Origin of the sequence: Streptomyces sp. NBC_01275, assembly GCF_026340655.1 — a bacterium.
GTDB lineage: Bacteria > Actinomycetota > Actinomycetes > Streptomycetales > Streptomycetaceae > Streptomyces.
In genome coordinates, this window is sequence record NZ_JAPEOZ010000001.1 from 5,572,887 (window position 1) to 5,594,038 (window position 21,152).

Here is a 21,152-nt window from a genome sequence, read left to right on the forward strand (position 1 = left end):
AAGTACCAACCACTCCTCGGTGAGCAGTCGTTCCGTCTGCCGTCGTGTCATTGGCGTGCGTATTCGCGAAATGAGGAATCCGCGTTCGAAAGGACGCAGGCCCCCGATTGGCTTCGGGAGCCGGGAATCCGCTAAAGTCTCACTCGTCGGAACGGCCCAACAGCCCGGAAGACAAGCCCCCTCTGACTGGGAATCAGCGCCGAAAGGATCTGATAGAGTCGGAACCGCCGGAAAGGGAAACCGCGAAACAAAAGCGGGAACCTGGAAAGCACCGAGGAAATCGGATCGGAAAAGGATCTGATAGAGTCGGAAACGCAAGACCGAAGGGAAGCGCCCGGAGGAAAGCCTGAGAGAGTCTCTCGGGTGAGTACAAAGGAAGCGTCCGTTCCTTGAGAACTCAACAGCGTGCCAAAAATCAACGCCAGATATGTTGATACCCCGTCCCCGGCAGTGATAGCCGAGGATGAGGTTCCTTTGAAAAAACACAGCGAGGACGCTGTGAACGGCCGGGCTTATTCCGCCTGACCGTTCCGCTCTCGTGTGTGTAGTCCCGATTACGGGAAAACATTCACGGAGAGTTTGATCCTGGCTCAGGACGAACGCTGGCGGCGTGCTTAACACATGCAAGTCGAACGATGAAGCCCTTCGGGGTGGATTAGTGGCGAACGGGTGAGTAACACGTGGGCAATCTGCCCTTCACTCTGGGACAAGCCCTGGAAACGGGGTCTAATACCGGATAACACTTCCATTCTCATGGGTGGGGGTTAAAAGCTCCGGCGGTGAAGGATGAGCCCGCGGCCTATCAGCTTGTTGGTGAGGTAACGGCTCACCAAGGCGACGACGGGTAGCCGGCCTGAGAGGGCGACCGGCCACACTGGGACTGAGACACGGCCCAGACTCCTACGGGAGGCAGCAGTGGGGAATATTGCACAATGGGCGAAAGCCTGATGCAGCGACGCCGCGTGAGGGATGACGGCCTTCGGGTTGTAAACCTCTTTCAGCAGGGAAGAAGCGAGAGTGACGGTACCTGCAGAAGAAGCGCCGGCTAACTACGTGCCAGCAGCCGCGGTAATACGTAGGGCGCAAGCGTTGTCCGGAATTATTGGGCGTAAAGAGCTCGTAGGCGGTCTGTCACGTCGGATGTGAAAGCCCGGGGCTTAACCCCGGGTCTGCATTCGATACGGGCAGACTAGAGTGTGGTAGGGGAGATCGGAATTCCTGGTGTAGCGGTGAAATGCGCAGATATCAGGAGGAACACCGGTGGCGAAGGCGGATCTCTGGGCCATTACTGACGCTGAGGAGCGAAAGCGTGGGGAGCGAACAGGATTAGATACCCTGGTAGTCCACGCCGTAAACGGTGGGAACTAGGTGTTGGCGACATTCCACGTCGTCGGTGCCGCAGCTAACGCATTAAGTTCCCCGCCTGGGGAGTACGGCCGCAAGGCTAAAACTCAAAGGAATTGACGGGGGCCCGCACAAGCAGCGGAGCATGTGGCTTAATTCGACGCAACGCGAAGAACCTTACCAAGGCTTGACATACACCGGAAACGTCTGGAGACAGGCGCCCCCTTGTGGTCGGTGTACAGGTGGTGCATGGCTGTCGTCAGCTCGTGTCGTGAGATGTTGGGTTAAGTCCCGCAACGAGCGCAACCCTTGTTCTGTGTTGCCAGCATGCCCTTCGGGGTGATGGGGACTCACAGGAGACTGCCGGGGTCAACTCGGAGGAAGGTGGGGACGACGTCAAGTCATCATGCCCCTTATGTCTTGGGCTGCACACGTGCTACAATGGCCGGTACAAAGAGCTGCGAAACCGTGAGGTGGAGCGAATCTCAAAAAGCCGGTCTCAGTTCGGATTGGGGTCTGCAACTCGACCCCATGAAGTCGGAGTTGCTAGTAATCGCAGATCAGCATTGCTGCGGTGAATACGTTCCCGGGCCTTGTACACACCGCCCGTCACGTCACGAAAGTCGGTAACACCCGAAGCCGGTGGCCCAACCCCTTGTGGGAGGGAGCTGTCGAAGGTGGGACTGGCGATTGGGACGAAGTCGTAACAAGGTAGCCGTACCGGAAGGTGCGGCTGGATCACCTCCTTTCTAAGGAGCATCTAGGCCGCCGGGCTTGCCCGGTGGTCCAGGGCCATTACGTCGGCGAATGTTCGACGATGGTTGCTCAAGGGTGGAACGTTGATTATTCGGTGCACTCGGTCGTCTTGTCCTTCCTAGTACTGCTCTTCGGAGCGTGGAACGGATGAGGGAAGCGGCGGGGAGCATCGGGCACGCTGTTGGGTGTCTGAGGGCACGGCCGTGAGGTCGGGAAGCCTTCTGATGCCGGCCCCAGTGAACTCGAACCGGTTGGTTCGGGGTGATGGGTGGCTGGTCGTTGTTTGAGAACTGCACAGTGGACGCGAGCATCTGTGGCCAAGTTTTTAAGGGCGCACGGTGGATGCCTTGGCACCAGGAACCGATGAAGGACGTGGGAGGCCACGATAGTCCCCGGGGAGTCGTCAACCAGGCTTTGATCCGGGGGTTTCCGAATGGGGAAACCCGGCAGTCGTCATGGGCTGTCACCCATACCTGAACACATAGGGTATGTGGAGGGAACGCGGGGAAGTGAAACATCTCAGTACCCGCAGGAAGAGAAAACAACCGTGATTCCGGGAGTAGTGGCGAGCGAAACCGGATGAGGCCAAACCGTATGCGTGTGAGACCCGGCAGGGGTTGCGCATACGGGGTTGTGGGATCTCTCTTTTACGGTCTGCCGGCCGTGAGACGAGTCAGAAACCGTTGATGTAGGCGAAGGACATGCGAAAGGTCCGGCGTAGAGGGTAAGACCCCCGTAGCCGAAACATCAGCGGCTCGTTTGAGAGACACCCAAGTAGCACGGGGCCCGAGAAATCCCGTGTGAATCTGGCGGGACCACCCGCTAAGCCTAAATATTCCCTGGTGACCGATAGCGGATAGTACCGTGAGGGAATGGTGAAAAGTACCGCGGGAGCGGAGTGAAATAGTACCTGAAACCGTGTGCCTACAAGCCGTGGGAGCGTCGGAGTGCATGCTTGCATGCACTCTCGTGACTGCGTGCCTTTTGAAGAATGAGCCTGCGAGTTTGCGGTGTGTTGCGAGGTTAACCCGGGTGGGGTAGCCGTAGCGAAAGCGAGTCCGAATAGGGCGTTTCAGTAGCACGCTCAAGACCCGAAGCGGAGTGATCTAGCCATGGGCAGGTTGAAGCGGAGGTAAGACTTCGTGGAGGACCGAACCCACCAGGGTTGAAAACCTGGGGGATGACCTGTGGTTAGGGGTGAAAGGCCAATCAAACTCCGTGATAGCTGGTTCTCCCCGAAATGCATTTAGGTGCAGCGTCGTGTGTTTCTTGCCGGAGGTAGAGCACTGGATAGGCGATGGGCCCTACCGGGTTACTGACCTTAGCCAAACTCCGAATGCCGGTAAGTGAGAGCGCGGCAGTGAGACTGTGGGGGATAAGCTCCATGGTCGAGAGGGAAACAGCCCAGAGCATCGACTAAGGCCCCTAAGCGTACGCTAAGTGGGAAAGGATGTGGAGTCGCACAGACAACCAGGAGGTTGGCTTAGAAGCAGCCACCCTTGAAAGAGTGCGTAATAGCTCACTGGTCTAGTGATTCCGCGCCGACAATGTAGCGGGGCTCAAGCGTACCGCCGAAGTCGTGTCATTCCAGCATATAGCCCCAACGGGTGCTGGGATGGGTAGGGGAGCGTCGTGTGCCGGGTGAAGCCGCGCCGGAAGGCAGTGGTGGACGGTTCACGAGTGAGAATGCAGGCATGAGTAGCGATACAAACGTGAGAAACGTTTGCGCCGATTGACTAAGGGTTCCTGGGTCAAGCTGATCTGCCCAGGGTAAGTCGGGACCTAAGGCGAGGCCGACAGGCGTAGTCGATGGATAACCGGTTGATATTCCGGTACCCGCTGTGAAGCGTCAAACATCGAACCAGGCGATGCTAAGTCCGTGAAGCCGTTCCGGACCCTTCGGGGAATGGAAAGTGGTGGAGCCGACGGACCAGACTTGTAGTAGGTGAGTGATGGGGTGACGCAGGAAGGTAGTCCATCCCGGGCGGTGGTTGTCCCGGGGTAAGGGTGTAGGCCGTGCGATAGGCAAATCCGTCGCACATGTAGGCTGAGACCTGATGCCGAGCCGATTGTGGTGAAGTGGATGATCCTATGCTGTCGAGAAAAGCCTCTAGCGAGTTTCATGGCGGCCCGTACCCTAAACCGACTCAGGTGGTCAGGTAGAGAATACCGAGGCGTTCGGGTGAACTATGGTTAAGGAACTCGGCAAAATGCCCCCGTAACTTCGGGAGAAGGGGGGCCACGTCTGGTGAGGGGACTTGCTTCCCGAGCTGGGTGTGGCCGCAGAGACCAGCGAGAAGCGACTGTTTACTAAAAACACAGGTCCGTGCGAAGCCGTAAGGCGATGTATACGGACTGACGCCTGCCCGGTGCTGGAACGTTAAGGGGACCGGTTAGTCACTCTTCGGGGTGGCGAAGCTGAGAACTTAAGCGCCAGTAAACGGCGGTGGTAACTATAACCATCCTAAGGTAGCGAAATTCCTTGTCGGGTAAGTTCCGACCTGCACGAATGGCGTAACGACTTCTCGACTGTCTCAACCATAGGCCCGGTGAAATTGCACTACGAGTAAAGATGCTCGTTTCGCGCAGCAGGACGGAAAGACCCCGGGACCTTTACTACAGTTTGATATTGGTGTTCGGTTCGGCTTGTGTAGGATAGGTGGGAGACTTTGAAACGTGGACGCCAGTTCACGGTGAGTCGTCGTTGAAATACCACTCTGGTCGTGCTGGATGTCTAACCTGGGTCCGTGATCCGGATCAGGGACAGTGTCTGATGGGTAGTTTAACTGGGGCGGTTGCCTCCTAAAGAGTAACGGAGGCGCCCAAAGGTTCCCTCAGCCTGGTTGGCAATCAGGTGTTGAGTGTAAGTGCACAAGGGAGCTTGACTGTGAGACCGACGGGTCGAGCAGGGACGAAAGTCGGGACTAGTGATCCGGCGGTGGCTTGTGGAAGCGCCGTCGCTCAACGGATAAAAGGTACCCCGGGGATAACAGGCTGATCTTCCCCAAGAGTCCATATCGACGGGATGGTTTGGCACCTCGATGTCGGCTCGTCGCATCCTGGGGCTGGAGTCGGTCCCAAGGGTTGGGCTGTTCGCCCATTAAAGCGGTACGCGAGCTGGGTTTAGAACGTCGTGAGACAGTTCGGTCCCTATCCGCTGCGCGCGCAGGAACATTGAGAAGGGCTGTCCCTAGTACGAGAGGACCGGGACGGACGAACCTCTGGTGTGCCAGTTGTTCTGCCAAGGGCATGGCTGGTTGGCTACGTTCGGGAGGGATAACCGCTGAAAGCATCTAAGCGGGAAGCCTGCTTCGAGATGAGTGTTCCCACCCACTAGATGGGGTAAGGCTCCCAGTAGACGACTGGGTTGATAGGCCGGATGTGGAAGCCCAGTAATGGGTGGAGCTGACCGGTACTAATAGGCCGAGGGCTTGTCCTCAGTTGCTCGCGTCCACTGTGTTGGTTCTGAAACCACGAACAGCCCCACGTCCGGTCACGGCGTGGTGCGGCTGAAACAGTTTCATAGTGTTTCGGTGGTCATAGCGTGAGGGAAACGCCCGGTTACATTCCGAACCCGGAAGCTAAGCCTCACAGCGCCGATGGTACTGCAGGGGGGACCCTGTGGGAGAGTAGGACACCGCCGAACAAATTTTGTGGGAAACCCCGCACCTTATGGTGCGGGGTTTTCTGCGTTTAAGGTTCGGTTATGCGCTACGACCTGGTGATCTTCGACAACGACGGCGTCCTCGTGGACAGCGAGCCCATTTCCAACAGGCTGTTGGCCGCCTATCTGACCGAGCTCGGGCACCCCACGTCCTACGAGGACTCCATCCGCGACTACATGGGGTCCGCGATGCACCGGATCCACGACCTGGTCCAGGAGCGCACGGGACAGCGGCTGCCCGCGGAGTTCGACGACGTCTTCCACGGCCGGGTCTTCGCGGCCTTCGAACGGGAGCTGGAGCCCGTGGCCGGCGCCATGGACGTACTGGAGAAGCTCGCTGTGGACGGGGTGCCGTACTGTGTGGCGTCCTCGGGGAGTCATGAGCGGATTCGGGTGGGGCATCGGGCGGCCGGGCTGGACCGGTGGTTCGAGGAGGCGCGGATCTTCAGTTCGCAGGACGTGGGCAAGGGGAAGCCGGCGCCGGATCTGTTCCTGCACGCGGCCGAGCGGATGGGGGTGGCGCCGGAGCGGTGTGTCGTTGTCGAGGACAGTCCGCTGGGGGTGCAGGCCGCCGTCGCGGCCGGGATGGACGTGTACGGGTTCACCGCGATGACGCCGGCCGCGAAGCTCGCGGGGGCCACTCGACTCTTCTCCGACATGGGGGAGTTGGCCGACCTGCTGGTCTGACATTTGTCATGCCTAGCTCCGGACGATCGTTCCTACTGGGAGACCCCTCCCAGCGGCGAAGCTGAGGGCATGACGACGAACCAGCACAAGAAGAACGCCTTCGCTCCGCTCGTCCTGGACGTGGCGGTGCCGCTCGGGTCGTACTACCTGTTCAAGGGCGCCTTCGGGATGAGCACCTTCGCGGCGCTGGCCTGGAGCAGTCTGGTGCCCGCCGTGCGGACCGGGTGGAGTGCGGTCAGGGAGCGGACGGTCAACGGGCTCGCCGGGCTGATTCTGCTGGTGAACGTCGTCGGGCTGCTCCTCAGCTTCGTCTCCGGGGATCCGCGGCTGATGCTGGCCAAGGACAGCGGGGTCAGCAGCACGGTCGGGATCGGGATCCTGGTCTCCGTGGCGCTGGGGAAGCCGATGATGACCGCAGGCCTCAAGCCGTTCCTGGTGAAGGGCGACGCGGCCAAGGAGGTGGCCTGGGAGCGGCTGCAGAGCGGGGCGGCGGCCGCTTCGGCGGACTTCCGGCGGCGGGAGCGGGCCTTCTCGGTGGTGTGGGGCGTGGTTCTTCTCGTCGAGTGCGTGGTGCGGATCGTGGGGGCGTACACCGTGCCGGTGGACACCATGGTGTGGCTCGGATCGGTCATCATGATCGGTGCGATGGTCGTCGGGATTCTGGTCGGTGGGGCGCTCGGGGCCGGGCCCATGCAGGCGATGGTCGCGACCGAGGCGGGTGCCGTGGACGACGTCGTGGCGGATGCCGTGGTCGACGTCGACGCGGGCGCCGAGGTCCGGGGCGAGGCGCTCGAGGTCGCCCTCGCCCGGTAGGCCCGGCAAAGCTGAGGGAAATTCATCTTTGGCTGGATCTACCCACGAGTACGCCGGGGCCCTACGCTCGCCGCCATGACAGAAGTGCTGCGGCGCGGTAGGGCCTCTTTGGCGTTCAGCTTCTTTGCGCAGGGGGCGGCCTTCGCTCTGCTCGTGACGCGCATCCCGGCCATCCAGGATCGGTACGGCGTCTCGGACGCGCTGCTGCCCGCCTTTCTCGCCGCCGTGCCGGTCCTGGCCGGCGTCGGGAGCGTGACGACCGAGCAGTTGGTGAAGCGGATACCGCCCAGCCTGCTGCTGCGCTGGTCCCAGCCGGTGGTGCTGCTGGCGCTGCTCGGGGTGGGCGCGGGGGACGGGATGGTGGAGCTGGGCGTCGCCCTGGCCGCCTTCGGGCTCGCCGTGGGGGCGCTGGACGCCTCGATGAACATGCTCGGGGTGAGTCTGCAGCGGGCGTACGGGCGCAGCATCATGCTCAGTTTCCATGCGGTGTACAGCCTGGGCGGGATCGTGGGGGCCTCGCTGGCGTGGGTGGGGGCGCACTGGCATCTCGCGCTGTGGGTGTCGTATCTGCCGGTGGTGGCGGTGCTGCTGCCGGCGGCGCTGGTGGGGAGTCGGTGGTACGTCGACGGGGACGGCGGGGACGGCGGGCCGGTGGAGGACGCCAAGGCGGGGGAGGGCGGGAGCCTGGTCTTCAAGCTGCTGCTGCCGCTGTGCCTGGTGATGAGCTTCGCGTACATCGGGGACTCGACCGTCTCCAACTGGAGCGCGAAGTATCTGCAGGACGTGTTGGGGAGTTCGGAGCAGCTGGCGACCGTGCCGTACAACGTCTACATGGTCACCACGCTGGTCGGGCGGGCCATCGGGGACTTCGGGGTGCGGCGGTTCGGGGCGGCGGCCGTGGTGCGGCTGGGGGCGCTGGTGGCGGCGGGCGGGTTCGCTGTGGTGGCCGTGGCGCCGGGGGCGTGGGTGGGGATGCTGGGGTTCACGTTGGTGGGGCTGGGGCTGTGTGTGCTGGTGCCGCAGACGTTCGCGGCGGCGGGCCGGCTGTTCCCGGGCGCGTCGGACGCGGCGATCGCGCGGCTCAACGTCTTCAACTACGTCGGGTTCCTGGTCGGCTCGCCGTTGGTGGGGGCGCTGGGGGACGCGTGGAGCTATCGCGGGGCGATGGCGGTGCCCATGGTGTTGGTGCTGGTGACGTTGGTGTACGCCCGGTCGTTCGCCGCTCAACCGGACCGATACGGTGGCGGGCATGAGCGGCCGCGCACAGCTGATGTGGGACGAGGCAGTAACGGGCTATGACTTCGGCCCGGACCATCCGATGGACCCGGTCCGGCTGGAGCTGACCCGGAGGCTGGTCGGCGCCCTGGGACTCGACCGTGAGGTGGAGGTGGTGGGCGCGAAGCCCGCCGGGGAGTCGACGTTGCGGCTGGTGCACCGGGAGGACTACGTCGAGGCCGTGAAGGCGGCTTCCATGGAGCCCGGGGCGGCGGACCCGTCGTATGGACTGGGGACGACGGACGATCCGGCGTTCGCGGGGATGCACGAGGTGTCCGCGTTGATCGCCGGGCTGTCGGTGGGGGCGGCGGAGGCGGTGTGGCGGGGGGAGGCGCTGCACGCGGTGAACTTCGCGGGCGGGCTGCACCACGCGATGCCGGGCGGCGCCTCGGGGTTCTGTATTTACAACGACGCCTCGTTGGCCATTGCCCGGCTGTTGGAGCTGGGGGCGGAGCGGGTCGCGTATGTGGACGTCGACGTGCATCACGGGGACGGGGTGCAGGCGGCGTTCTGGGAGGATCCGCGGGTGCTGACGATCTCGCTGCACGAGCATCCTCGTACGTTGTTCCCGCAGACCGGGTGGCCGGAGGAGACCGGGGCGGACTCGGCGGAGGGGTCGGCCGTCAATGTCGCCTTGCCTGCGGGGACCGGGGACGCGGGGTGGCTGCGGGCGTTCCACGCGGTGGTGCCGGAGCTGATCGCCGACTTCCGGCCGGATGTGCTGGTGACCCAGCACGGGGCCGACACGCACTTCGAGGATCCGCTGGCTCATCTCGCGGTGTCGCTCGATGCCCAGCGGGCGGTGCAGGTGGCCTGCCACGAGCTGGCGCACGCGTATGCCGGGGGGAAGTGGGTGGCGTTGGGCGGGGGTGGCTATGCGGTGGTGGATGTGGTGCCGCGGTCGTGGTCGCATCTTGTGGGGATCGCGGCGGGGGCGCCGGTGGCGCCGGAGACGGTGATTCCGGAGAGTTGGCGGCAGGAGGTCTTCGCTCGTACGCGGCAGTTGGCGCCGGCGCGGATGACCGATGGGCGGTGGCCGGTGGGGTGGGCCTCGTGGGAGGCGGGGTACGACCCCGCGGATCGGCTGGATCAGGCCGTGCTGGCCACCCGGCGGGCTGTGTTCCCCCTTCGGGGGCTGTTGGCGTAGGGGTGGGGCCCTGCTGTTCTCGCCCCCGCCGCCCCTTCCCGTCCCGAACCTGGGGGCTGCCGCCCCGGACCCCCGCTTTCGGCCCCTAGGGGGCATCGTCCTGGCTCCCCCAGCGGGGGACCCCACGGGCTGGGGGTCGCGGTTACGCCAACTGTGGGGTGTTCCCCCGATTCCGCCCCAGTGACGTCCCTCGTCCGTCACCATCGCACCCGTGTTGAGTACCGGTGCGCTGCGGGCGCATCTGCTGGCTGCTCGGCTGGCCGGGGTGGTGGCGACCTCGCGGGAGGAGAGTCTGCGGAGTTATCGGCTGTTCGCGGCTCGTGATCCCCGGGTGTTGATCGGGCTTGATCCCGAATGGGCATGGGGGCAGCGGGAATTGCTCGCCTTGATGGCGGACAAGTGTGGGGTTTCGGCCGATCCGCTATGTGTTTCCGGGCATGATGTGATCGACCCGGAGCGGACGCTCGCGGCGCTGGAGGTCTTCGCCGAGCGGCTCGGGGCGGTCGCCGAGCGTGGCGGGGCGGTGCTGATCGGGACCGGGCATCCGCACCGGCTGCTGGGCTTCTACGCCGGCCTTGCGGACGCTTTGTCGACGGCGGGATGTGAGGTTCTGCGTCCGGCGCAGGGTCACTGTGTCGACATAACGACCCGGTTCGGTCTACGCACGTACCGCCTCGACTACGTACAGGGCGTCGCTCTGGTCCGGGAGGCCGGTGACGAACGCGCCGGTTGTGCGACCGGTGCACACAGTCATTCGCCGCTGCCGGTTCGACTGGCGCTCGCCGCGGCCGCCGAGGGCGGCGGACCCCTGCCGGATCTCGTGATCGGGGACCACGGGTGGGTCTGCGGGGCAGGTCAGCTGGGGTTCGAGGTCATTGGGCTGGCCGACACGGATGACCCCGCGCTGTTCGTGGGGGAGGCCGAGGGGGTGGTGTCCGTCGCCGTTCCACTTGATGACGCTGTGCGGTCCGATTACTACAGGCCGCTGACCCGCTACGTACTCAATCGAGCGTGTCTGTCACAGTAGGCCTGCGATGGGCCTGCGATGGGTGCACCTCTTCCCCACTCGCATCACCCGCCCCTACATTGGGGAGTGAGCACGCAACGACGAAGAGTCACCGGAAGGGGAAGCCGGTGGCCGTCGAGTGCGGAAGGTTCAGGTGTGTCATGGCTGCAGCTGGCGAGAGGCCTCTGAACGAGGTTCAGTTCCTTACCGTGGCGGAAGTCGCCTCGGTGATGCGAGTGTCGAAGATGACCGTGTACCGGCTGGTGCACAGCGGTCATCTGCCCGCGATCCGGGTGGGGCGGTCCTTCCGCGTCCCCGAGCAAGCGGTTCACGAGTACCTCCGCGAGAGCTATGTGGGGGTGGAAACCGCCTGACGGCACCCCCGGAGAGGCCCGGCGACCGGGCCTCTCCGGCCTCGATTACGACCTCAGCGCTCGGACGGGTAGGCTAGCCCCTTGTAGGTCGTATGGGCCCATGGCGCCCAGCACCGAGTGATGAGAAGTGAGCGAGGGTAGTCGTGGGCTCTGTTATCAAGAAGCGGCGCAAGCGGATGGCCAAGAAGAAGCACCGCAAGCTGCTCAAGCGCACGCGCGTCCAGCGTCGTAACAAGAAGTAAGAGCGGGACGTTACTTCGCTCGACGCGAGCCGCGGAAACGTGGTGTGGCCCTCCACCGGGACTGTCGGTGGGGGGCCACACGCATGCCCGGGGAGTGTGCGGCGGGCTGAACCGTGTGCGTATGCCTGGACGGCCTCGGACGGTCGCCGGACCATCGCTGATCTGGGCGTATGACAGGCTCGTATGGCGGCCTGTTCCCGTCACTTCGTGCATCGGGCGGTCATCACAGCGCAACATCAACCCGATAGGTTGGCTCGCGGGCGGGGAACGCGGCAGGGTACGAGCAGTACACGCAGTACGAGCAGTGCATCAGTGCGACGAGAGGGAGGCGCTGGTCTTGGGGAAGGTCGTGCTCGTGACCGGAGTGGCCCGTCAGCTGGGGGGCCGGTTCGTACGACGGATTCAGCGTGACCCGCGGGTCGAGCGAGTCATCGCGGTCGACGCGGTGCGTCCCGAGCATCATCTCGGCGGCGCCGAGTTCGTCCAGGCCGACATCCGGCAGTCCGCCATCGCGCGGGTGCTCGCCGAGACCGGCGCCGACACGGTCGTACACCTGGACGTGACGGCCAGCGCGCTGGGCAGCGGGAGCCGGACCACGGTCAAGGAGACCAACGTCATCGGCACCATGCAGCTGCTCGGGGCCTGTCAGAAGTCGCCGAGCGTGAAGCGGCTGGTCGTGAAGTCCAGTACGAACGTGTACGGGTCCGCGTCCCGAGATCCCGCCGTGTTCACCGAGACGACCCCGCCCAAGTCGCTGCCCAGCGGGGGCTTTGCCAAGGACACCGTCGAGGTCGAGGGGTATGTGCGCGGGTTCGCCCGGCGGCGGCCCGACGTCGCGGTGTGCGTGCTGCGGTTCGCCAACATCCTCGGGCCCACCGCGGAGACCCCGCTCGCCTCGTACTTCTCGCTGCCCGTGCTGCCGACCGTGCTCGGCTACGACCCTCGGCTGCAGTTCGTGCACGAGGACGACGTCATCGAGGTGCTGCGGATCGCCTCGCACGAGCCGGAGCGCGGCACCCTCAACAGCGGGACGTTCAACATCGCCGGCGACGGGGTGCTGCTGCTGTCGCAGTGCTCGCGGCGGCTCGGGCGGCCCACCGTGCCGTTGCTGCTGCCTGCCGTCACCTGGGCGGGCTCCCTGGTGCGTACGCTGGGCATGACGGACTTCTCGCCCGAGCAGATCCGGCTGCTCACCCACGGCCGGGTGGTGTCGACGGTCCAGATGCGCGAGACGCTGGGCTTCACGCCGAAGTACACGACGGCCGAGACCTTCGCGGACTTCGCGCGCACCCACGGGCCGGGACTGCTGCCGCCCCAGGCCGTCGCGGGAGCGGTCGACCGGGTCGCGGCGCTGCCCCTCGCGGGCGGCGCCCGTCCCGCGGTCCTTTCTCCGACGCAGAGCGCCAACTGAGGAGCGCATCAACGATGGCGGACGCCAAGGTCATTCCGTTCGACGACGACCGGTCCCGCGGGAGCGCCGTAGCGCGGCCGCCGCGGCGCCGGAGCGCGGGGAGCCGGCGCAAGAAGGGCGAGTCGACGCCGGTCGTTCGCGGGATCGGCGAGATCGGCGAGTTCGGTGGGGTCCAGCCCCTGCCCACCAGGGCCGTTGAGCAGGATGATGTTCCTGTGACGGAAGTGACGGGCGGTCTCGACGCGCGGGACGAGGGGGCCGAAGGGGCCGATGGGGCCGAGAAGAGCCTGGAACGGCGGATCGCCGGCGGGCTGGCCTTCCTGCGCCGCCGCCTCACGGGCGACTACGAGGTCGACGACTTCGGCTACGACGAGGAGCTCACCGACCAGGTCCTGATGTCCCTGCTGCGGCCGGTGTACGAGAAGTACTTCCGGGTCGAGGTGAAGGGCATCGAGAACATCCCGGCCGAGGGCGGTGCGCTGATCGTCGCCAACCACTCCGGGACGCTTCCGCTGGACGGTCTGATGATGCAGGTCGCCGTCCACGACCGGCATCCCGCGGGCCGGCATCTGCGGCTGCTGGCCGCCGACCTCGTCTTCGTCCTGCCCGTCGTCAACGAACTGGCCCGCAAGCTCGGGCACACCCTTGCCTGCGCGGAGGACGCCGAACGGCTGCTGGGCCAGGGCGAGCTGGTCGGAGTGATGCCGGAGGGCTTCAAGGGCATCGGCAAGCCCTTCAGCGAGCGCTACAAGCTCCAGCGTTTCGGCCGCGGCGGCTTCGTCTCCACCGCGCTGCGCCAGGGCGCTCCGATCATCCCCTGCTCGATCGTCGGGGCGGAGGAGATCTACCCGATGATCGGCAACGCGAAGACCCTGGCCCGAGTCCTGGGCTTCCCCTACTTCCCCCTCACCCCGACCTTCCCCTGGCTCGGCCCCCTGGGCGCGGTCCCCCTCCCCACCAAGTGGACGATCCAGTTCGGCGAACCCATCCCGACCGACGGCTACCCGCCGGAGGCGGCAGAGGACCCGATGCTGATGTTCAACCTGACCGACCAGGTCCGCGAGCAGATCCAGCACACGCTCTACAAGCTGTTGGTGCAGCGGCGGTCGGTTTTCTTCTGACGGGCTGTTCGGTGGGGCGGCCTTTTGGCTGGTGGGCGTGGCGGGGGCGCTGGCTGGAGTCGGTGGACGGAGTCCGGCGCAGCCGTGCGAAGCCCGCGGAGCGGTGCGAGGGCGGCGTTGGGGATGGGTCCCGATGCTGATGTTCAACCTGACCGACCAGGTCCGCGAGCAGATCCAGCACACGCTCTACAAGCTGTTGGTGCAGCGGCGGTCGGTTTTCTTTCGACGGCTGGGGTGGGTTGTGTGGCGGTACGACGATGGGGGCGCCCCTCCTGAGAGGGGCGCCCCCATCGTCGTAGCGGTGGCCGGGTCTAGTCCGTGTCCTCGCTGTCGATGCCCAGGCCTGGGAGCAGGCCGGGGAGGAGCGGGGGGAGGGTGACGTCGGGTTGGGTGGTGGGGGTTGTGGTGGAGGGGGTGGTGGAGCCGGTTTCGTTGGGGGGGTCCAGGAGGCCGCCCGTGTTGCCGCCGAGGAGGCCGTCGTCGGTGGTGCCGGAGGTGGACGACTTGCCGGGGGCGTCGCTGTCGCCGCTGGGGTGGTGGGTGTCGGAGGCTCCGGCGCCCGTGCTCGGGGTGGTGGAGCGGTCGGTGTCCGAGGCGCCGGGGGAGGAGGGGGCGGCGTTCCGGCGGTTGCCGGGGCCGCTCCGGGGCGGGGGTTGGGGGAGGAGGGACTGGAGCGGGGCGACCTCTTCGTCTATGGCCTCGAAGACCGACGACACCTGCTGACTGACGTCCCCGAGCTGGACCGGCAAGCGGTCGCGCAGGGCGCCCCAGGCCTCGCGGTGCGAGCGGGAGAAGGCGTCGAGGGCCTGGATGGGGCCCAGGGAGCCCGGGTCGCGCTCGTACGCCTCGTGGAGGAGGCGGTGGCCCTCGGACGCGTCGTGCTGCATGCCGGACAGGGCGCGGCGGATCTCGCCGAGGGACTCGTGGTCGAGGTGACCGCTGCGGCCCCGCTCCATGAGCCGTCGGGCCTCGCTGAGCCGGGTGGAGGCCTGGTCGAGATAGGTGCGTCCGCGTTCGTCGTCGCCGTCGGCCAGGTAGTTGAGCTTGAAGTCCTCGATTCCGCGCTTGAGGCCGTAGAGCCCGTCGCCGGGCAGGGCGTCGGAGCTCGCGGCGGCGACTCCGCCGAACGCGCCCGCGGCGACGCCGACGCTGAGTCCGCCCGCGGTGAGCCCCTTGGCTAGGCGGGACCGCGGTCGGAACTTGCCCAGGGGACTGGCCCGGTGGGTGCCCCTCGCCCGGCGGGAGCGTTGCTCCGGCACCGAAGCCTGCGCCGCCTCGCCTCCCACGGTGCCCGCCTGCAGCATGGCCTCCATCGCGGCGACCAACTGGGCCCGCTGGACGACCTTGACCTCGGGGTCGAACTCCGGTTTGGGCAGCTCGGCGAGACTCGTCGCGAGGGCCAGGAGGCGGCCCTGCTCGGTCTGGTCCGCAGCGGCCTGCGCCGGCGGTGATCCTTCGGTCTGCTCGGCCGCCGTGCCCTGGGCGGACTGCTCCTCCAGGGTTTGGGCGAAGGCGTTCGCCCGCCGGTGCGCCGATACGTTCGCGATCACTGGCGGCACCTCCTCTCGTCATGACGGTCGACTCCCTGGGGGTCCTGAGGGTTGCACGCCCTCGGCCGGGTCCACACGATCGAGTGATCGGGGGCGGCCGGGACGTGACCACAGGGAGCCTGTATCCCGCACAACGACTGGCGCGGCACTTGGGTTACGGACTGCGGATGATCGGATCGGGAAGTCAACGGACTTTCACTGAACGTGAGTTGGGAGTTGCCGACAGTAGGCAGGGTCAGCGGGCGTCTTCCGGCAGGAGACGGGCGAGCGTGCGCACGGCCCGGTACTGGAGCGTCTTGATGGCGCCCTCGTTCTTGCCCATCACGCGCGCGGTCTCGGCGACGGACAGGCCCTGGAGGAAGCGGAGTGTCACGCACTCCTGCTGCTGGGGGTTGAGCCGACGGACGGCGTCCAGCAGCGCGGCGTTGGAGAGGGACTCCAGGACGGAGTCCTCGGGCGAGCGCTCGACCTCGTTGGCGTCGAGCATCTCGCCGGTGGTCACTTCGAGCCGGAAGCGGCTGGACTTGAAGTGGTCGGCGACCAGGTTGCGGGCGATGGTGACGAGCCACGCGCCGAAGTCGCGGCCCTGCCAGGTGAAGGTGCCGATCCTGCGCAGGGCGCGCAGGAACGTCTCGCTGGTGAGGTCCTCGGCGGTGGCCTTGCCCCCCACGCGGTAGTAGATGTAGCGGTAGACCGTGTCGCTGTACTGGTCGTACAGACGCCCGAAGGCGTCGGCCTCGCCGGCCTGTGCGCGTTCGACGAGGTCCATCATTCGGGCGCTGTCGCTGTCGGCGGCCGGTCGACGGGCGGTGGTCGTACCGGTCGTACCGGTCGAGCGACCCCGTCTGCCCACCGTCCGGCCGTCGCCCGATCGCCGCCCTTCGACGACGGCGCCGCGCGCCGGCACCTGCTCGAGGCCGTCGGCCAGTGCGTAGCACGGGCCCGCCGGAGCGGTGGTGGCGAATGCGGGGACGGCGTACGCGGTGGGGACGAAGCCGCGCAACAGGTCCTGGACCGTAGCGACCGTTGCGCGCAGCGTAGCCAGGCCCGAGGTGTCAACCCCGACGTGTGGGTACACGGGACTCCCAGAGGCAGAGCTTCCATCACGTGCAGTGCGGAACCTTTCACCCGTCGTAGCGACAGGAGGGGTACCGGATTGCGTTTGAGGAGAATAACGCTTCGTGCAGGCACTGCTACACCGAGTTGCTCAAATCATCGATTACGTCGCTTCTGTGGCCTATTGACGCCCAATCAAGTAGCGCAACGTGAAAGGTTGGTGATCGAAGCGGTTCGAGTTTCGGGTCGGTCCGGGGCGTGTTGTGGCTGTGCGCGGACAACATGACTGGATGGGCGGTTACGGGGGTACGACCGTTGGATTGACCGGGTTCGCCCGACATGACTGCCGGTATGACTGCGGTATGACTGCGGTATGACCACGACATGACGGCGGCATGGCTGAGGGGCCGGACGGTGGTCGCCGTCCGGCCCCTCAGCCATGTCACTTGGTCTGTCGGTCTGTCTGCCTGTCGGTCTGCCTGTCGGTCTGACTGTCTGGTGGGACTACCGCCGTCGTCGGTGCAGTGCGATCGCGGCCGCCGTGCCGCCTGCCACCGCGCCCACGCCCGCGGCCGCCGGGATGCCGACCTTCGCCGCCCTGCGGGCCGTGCGGTAGTCGCGCAGGCGCCAGTCGAGGTTGTGGGCGTGCTTGCGGAGCTTGGCGTCGGGGTTGATGGCGTAGGGGTGGCCGACGAGGGAGAGCATCGGGATGTCGTTGTGGGAGTCGCTGTAGGCGGCGCAGCGTGTGAGGTCCAGGTCCTCCGCCGCGGCCAGCGCGCGCACCGCCTCCGCCTTCGCGGGGCCGTGCAGGGGCTCGCCGACGAGCTTGCCCGTGTAGACGCCGTCGACCGACTCGGCGACCGTGCCCAGGGCGCCGGTCAGGCCGAGGCGGCGGGCGATCACCTGGGCGATCTCCACCGGCGCTGCTGTGACCAGCCACACCTTCTGGCCGGCGTCCAGGTGGGCCTGGGCGAGGGCCCGGGTGCCCGGCCAGATGCGCTCGGCCATGTACTCGTCGTAGATCTCCTCGCCGATCGACATCAGCTCGGAGACGCGGTGGCCCTTCACGATGGACAGGGCGGAGTCGCGGGCGTCCTGCATGTGCTCGGGGTCCTCGACGCCGGCCAGCCGGAACCAGGCCTGCTGCCAGGCGAACCGGGCCAGGTCGCGGGTCTCGAAGAACTTGCGTTTGTACAGGCCGCGGCCGAAGTGGAACAGGGCCGCGCCCTGCATCACGGTGTTGTCCAGGTCGAAGAAGGCGGCGGCCAGGGCGTCGCCGTGGACCGGGAACTGCGGTTCGTCCGGTGCGGCTTTCTTCTGCACGTCGTACTGAACGTCGTGCTGTGCGTCCAGCTGTACATCCAGCTGTGCTTCCTGCGTGGACTTGCGGGCTGCCTCCGCCGAGGCCTCGCCTGCCAACACGCTCCGCGCCGTGGCGGAGCGCCTACGGGGAGTGAGCCATCCGAGAGCGGCCATGGCGTGAGCATAGCCAGTTTGTTCGGTGGTTCCGGAGTCGAGAGGTTTGAAGGGTGTGAACTCTCCGCGACCGAGCCGTTAAAGAACCGGCCGTGAGAGCGCGACAATGGGCGACATGACTCCGCTTTTTCGTCGCGCGGGCCGCGAGGGTCCCGATCCGCGCGGCCGGCATCCGCAGGACCGGCTCGTCACCCTTATCGGGAAGCCCGGCTGTCATCTGTGTGATGACGCACAGGCCGTCATCGAGAAGGTGTGCGGCGATCTCGGGGTGCCCTGGGAGAAGAAGGACATCACCGAGGACCCCCGGCTCCACGACCAGTACTGGGAGCAGATCCCCGTCGTGCTCGTCGACGGCGAGCAGCACACCTTCTGGCGCGTGAACCCGGAGCGGCTGCGATCGGCGCTGGCCGAGCACTGACCGAGCACTGACCGAGCACTGACCGAGTAGTCCAACTCTTCCGGAAAGTCGCTTAGGATCGACGGCGACTTGGTCTCGGGGGCGGGAATCGTGAGGAGAGTGTGCGGTTTTGCCCCCGGTAAGGAAGGAACGTGCGTGCGTGTGCGCCGGTTCCACGCGAGCGCGCCGGGGGCGCGTGACCCCGGTCACGTTGGCCGGGCAAAACGGACACCATCTTTGTGCACGCGTTCACAAAGACATAGCCTGCTTCCGACGGGGCGGTCTGGGGACGTGTGACCGCCTACAGCCCCGCTCTACCCGCAGGAGCACCGTGGCAACTGGCCGAACTCACCGACCGGCGACCCGTAGCCGAGGGATTCCCGAGGCCACCGTCGCCCGGCTTCCGCTGTACCTCCGCGCGCTGACCGCGCTGTCGGAGCGCTCGGTCCCCACGGTCTCCTCCGAGGAGCTCGCGGCCGCGGCGGGGGTCAACTCCGCGAAGCTGCGCAAGGACTTCTCCTACCTGGGCTCCTACGGAACCCGCGGTGTCGGCTACGACGTCGAGTATCTCGTCTACCAGATCTCCCGTGAGCTCGGGCTCACCCAGGACTGGCCGGTCGTCATCGTCGGCATCGGCAACCTCGGCGCGGCGCTGGCCAATTACGGCGGGTTCGCCTCGCGCGGCTTCCGGGTCGCGGCGCTCATCGACGCCGACCCCGCGATGGCCGGAAAGCCCGTCGCCGGGATCCCCGTGCAGCACACGGACGAGCTTGAGAAGATCATCAGCGACAACGGCGTGTCGATCGGCGTCATCGCCACCCCGGCCGGCGCCGCCCAGCAGGTCTGCGACCGGCTCGTGGCCGCCGGGGTCACCTCCATCCTGAACTTCGCGCCGACCGTGCTGACCGTTCCGGACGGCGTCGACGTGCGCAAGGTCGACCTCTCCATCGAGCTGCAGATCCTCGCCTTCCACGAGCAGCGCAAGGCCGGCGAGGAGGCCGCGGCGCACGACAACACCGTCCCGGCCCCCGTGGGCCGCGACGACTCCACCGACCAGGGGCCCGACGGGGACGTACCCGCCGTGATGCCGGCATGAGTCTTCTCGTCGTCGGACTGAGCCACCGCAGCGCTCCCGTGAGCGTGCTGGAGCGGGCCTCGCTGTCCACGGACGCGCAGTTCAAGCTGTTGCAGGACACGGTCGCCGCCGAGCCGGCCGCCGAGGCCGCCGTCCTGGCCACCTGCAACCGGATCGAGCTGTACGCCGACGTGGACAAGTTCCACGCCGGTGTCGACGAGCTGTCCACGCTCCTCGCCCAGCACAGCGGGGTCGGCCTGGAGGAGCTCACTCCCTACCTCTACGTGCACTACGAGGACCGGGCCGTCCACCACTTCTTCTCGGTGGCCTGCGGGCTGGACTCGATGGTCGTCGGCGAGGGGCAGATCCTCGGGCAGATCAAGGACTCCCTGGCCCGGGCGCAGGAGCTGCACACCGCCGGACGGCTGCTGAACGACCTGTTCCAGCAGGCCCTCAGAGTCGGCAAACGCGCCCACTCCGAGACCGGCATCGACCGCGCCGGGCAGTCCCTGGTCACCTTCGGCCTGGAGCAGCTGGCCGCGGGCGGGGACGTGACCGACTGGGCGCGGGGCAAGAAGGCCCTGGTCATCGGGGCCGGATCGATGTCCTCGCTGGCCGCCGCGACCCTCGCGCGCGCCGGGGTCGCGGAGATCGTCGTCGCCAACCGCACCCCCGACCGCGCCGAGCGGCTCGCCCAGATACTGGCCGAGAGCGACGGCACGGACGTGGTGGCCCGCGCGGTGCCGATGGATTCGGTGGCGGCCGAACTGACACGTGCCGACGTCGCCGTCTCCTGTACCGGGGCGACGGGGCTGGTCCTGACGGCCGAGGCGGTCGCGACCGCGGTCGAGGGCCGCACCGGAGCACCCGCCGCCTTCGAGACCCCGGCCGCCTTCGCGGACTTCGACGAGGCGGCGGACGTACGGCCGCTGCCGCCCACCTCCGTCGGGACCGACGAGAACTGCCCGCTGGACCTGGCCGCCGTACAGCAGGCCACCGTGCAGCAGTCCGGGTTCTCCGTGATGGGGGAGGCCGCCGTCGCCGGCATGGACGCTGCGACGCTGGAGCAGCACGCCGCCTGGGTGGACAACGCGACCGTGGACCGGCGTCTCGCCGCCCGCCGCAGCCCCGAGGCCGACGCCGAGCTGATCGCCGCGCTCGCCGCCACCGCCGCCGCCGTCGGCCGCATCCCCGAGCGCCGAAAGCCCGAGCCGGTCGCCGCGCTCGTACGACCCGAGCCCGCCCTCTTCCTGCTCGACCTGGCGATGCCCCGGGACGTCGACGCGGCCGTGCACCGGCTGGCCGGGGTGCGGCTGGTGGACATCGAGTCGCTCGCCGAGGCCTCGGCCGACGCACCGATGGCCGCCGATGTGGACCAGGTACGGCGGATCGTCGCCGACGAGGTCGCCGCGTTCGGGGCCGCGCAACGCGCCGCGCACATCACGCCGACCGTGGTCGCCCTGCGCACCATGGCCGCGGACGTCGTGGCAGGCGAGATCGCCCGGCTCGACGCGCGGCTGCCCGGACTCGACGACAAGCACCGCGCCGAGATCACCCAGACCGTGAAGCGCGTCGTCGACAAGCTGCTGCACGCGCCGACCGTACGGGTCAAGCAGCTCGCGGCCGAACCCGGCGGCGCCGGGTACGCGGACGCGCTACGGACCCTGTTCGACCTCGACCCGGAGACGGTGGCCGCCGTGTCCCGGGCCGCGGACAGCACTGAGAAGAACGCAGAGAACCGAGGGCCGGCATGAGCGG

Annotated in this window: 15 protein-coding genes, 3 rRNA genes and 1 pseudogene; 16 read left to right on the plus strand and 3 right to left on the minus strand. The window is 66.8% G+C overall.

Annotated elements, in window-relative coordinates; translation table 11 throughout:
- The first annotated feature begins 567 nt into the window (after nt 1-567).
- The 13 genes and pseudogenes from OG562_RS24580 to OG562_RS24640 form a co-directional block, all read left to right on the plus strand.
- Nucleotides 568-2,093, plus strand: a 16S ribosomal RNA gene (locus OG562_RS24580).
- Nucleotides 2,094-2,415: 322 nt separating this feature from the next.
- Nucleotides 2,416-5,539 (plus strand): 23S ribosomal RNA (locus OG562_RS24585).
- Between the two features lie 90 nt (nt 5,540-5,629).
- Nucleotides 5,630-5,746 (plus strand): 5S ribosomal RNA (rrf, locus tag OG562_RS24590).
- Together the 16S, 23S and 5S rRNA genes form the textbook arrangement of a ribosomal RNA operon.
- A 60-nt stretch (nt 5,747-5,806) precedes the next feature.
- Nucleotides 5,807-6,451, plus strand: a complete 645-nt coding sequence (locus OG562_RS24595) for an HAD family phosphatase (RefSeq protein ID WP_266401257.1) — start codon at nt 5,807-5,809, stop codon at nt 6,449-6,451.
- A 69-nt stretch (nt 6,452-6,520) separates the two neighbouring features.
- Nucleotides 6,521-7,264, plus strand: coding sequence for a VC0807 family protein (locus tag OG562_RS24600; RefSeq protein WP_266401258.1), 744 nt, complete (start codon nt 6,521-6,523; stop codon nt 7,262-7,264).
- Nucleotides 7,265-7,339: 75 nt separating this feature from the next.
- Complete coding sequence (locus OG562_RS24605) at nt 7,340-8,563, plus strand: MFS transporter (protein ID WP_266401260.1); 1,224 nt, start codon at nt 7,340-7,342, stop codon at nt 8,561-8,563.
- Nucleotides 8,514-9,686 (plus strand): acetoin utilization protein AcuC, encoded by a 1,173-nt coding sequence (locus OG562_RS24610; RefSeq protein ID WP_266401262.1) that lies wholly within the window; start codon nt 8,514-8,516, stop codon nt 9,684-9,686. The genes OG562_RS24605 and OG562_RS24610 overlap by 50 nt, the downstream gene beginning before the upstream one ends.
- Nucleotides 9,687-9,897: 211 nt before the next feature.
- A complete protein-coding gene (locus tag OG562_RS24615) occupies nt 9,898-10,713 on the plus strand; it encodes a phosphatase (protein ID WP_266401263.1) in 816 nt (271 codons plus the stop codon).
- A gap of 140 nt (nt 10,714-10,853) precedes the next feature.
- The gene (locus OG562_RS24620) at nt 10,854-11,066 is read left to right on the plus strand and encodes a helix-turn-helix domain-containing protein (RefSeq protein ID WP_004984898.1); all 213 of its coding nucleotides are present in this window, start codon (nt 10,854-10,856) and stop codon (nt 11,064-11,066) included.
- A 143-nt stretch (nt 11,067-11,209) separates the two neighbouring features.
- A complete protein-coding gene (locus tag OG562_RS24625; protein ID WP_003948845.1) occupies nt 11,210-11,308 on the plus strand; it encodes an AURKAIP1/COX24 domain-containing protein in 99 nt (32 codons plus the stop codon).
- A 337-nt stretch (nt 11,309-11,645) separates the two neighbouring features.
- A complete protein-coding gene (locus OG562_RS24630) occupies nt 11,646-12,719 on the plus strand; it encodes an NAD-dependent epimerase/dehydratase family protein (RefSeq protein WP_266401265.1) in 1,074 nt (357 codons plus the stop codon).
- Nucleotides 12,720-12,733: 14 nt separating this feature from the next.
- Nucleotides 12,734-13,840: a lysophospholipid acyltransferase family protein gene (locus OG562_RS24635; protein WP_266401266.1), complete on the plus strand. Its 1,107-nt coding sequence runs from the start codon at nt 12,734-12,736 to the stop codon at nt 13,838-13,840.
- A gap of 130 nt (nt 13,841-13,970) precedes the next feature.
- Nucleotides 13,971-14,063 (plus strand): annotated as a pseudogene (locus OG562_RS24640) (glycerol acyltransferase); the annotation flags it as partial.
- 88 nt (nt 14,064-14,151) lie between these two features.
- Here the strand turns inward: OG562_RS24640 and OG562_RS24645 are convergent.
- The 3 genes from OG562_RS24645 to OG562_RS24655 all read right to left on the minus strand — a co-directional run bounded on the left by OG562_RS24645 (nt 14,152) and on the right by OG562_RS24655 (nt 17,922).
- Nucleotides 14,152-15,390 carry a DUF5667 domain-containing protein gene (locus OG562_RS24645; protein WP_266401267.1) on the minus strand — a complete coding sequence of 413 codons (1,239 nt, stop codon included), beginning with the start codon at nt 15,388-15,390 and terminating at the stop codon, nt 14,152-14,154.
- A gap of 235 nt (nt 15,391-15,625) precedes the next feature.
- Nucleotides 15,626-16,468, minus strand: coding sequence for an ECF subfamily RNA polymerase sigma factor, BldN family (locus tag OG562_RS24650; protein WP_266401269.1), 843 nt, complete (start codon nt 16,466-16,468; stop codon nt 15,626-15,628).
- Between the two features lie 482 nt (nt 16,469-16,950).
- On the minus strand, nt 16,951-17,922 hold the full coding sequence (locus OG562_RS24655; protein ID WP_266401271.1) for an HAD family phosphatase: 972 nt from the start codon (nt 17,920-17,922) through the stop codon (nt 16,951-16,953).
- A 115-nt stretch (nt 17,923-18,037) separates the two neighbouring features.
- Between OG562_RS24655 and OG562_RS24660 the strand changes: the two genes are divergently transcribed.
- From OG562_RS24660 to OG562_RS24670, 3 genes are all read left to right on the plus strand, one after another.
- Nucleotides 18,038-18,340 (plus strand): glutaredoxin family protein, encoded by a 303-nt coding sequence (locus OG562_RS24660; RefSeq protein WP_266401272.1) that lies wholly within the window; start codon nt 18,038-18,040, stop codon nt 18,338-18,340.
- Between the two features lie 310 nt (nt 18,341-18,650).
- Entirely contained in the window at nt 18,651-19,415 is a 765-nt protein-coding gene (locus OG562_RS24665) for a redox-sensing transcriptional repressor Rex (protein WP_266401274.1), read from the plus strand.
- Nucleotides 19,412-21,148 (plus strand): glutamyl-tRNA reductase, encoded by a 1,737-nt coding sequence (locus tag OG562_RS24670; protein ID WP_266401275.1) that lies wholly within the window; start codon nt 19,412-19,414, stop codon nt 21,146-21,148. The genes OG562_RS24665 and OG562_RS24670 overlap by 4 nt, the downstream gene beginning before the upstream one ends.
- Nucleotides 21,149-21,152: the final 4 nt, after the last annotated feature.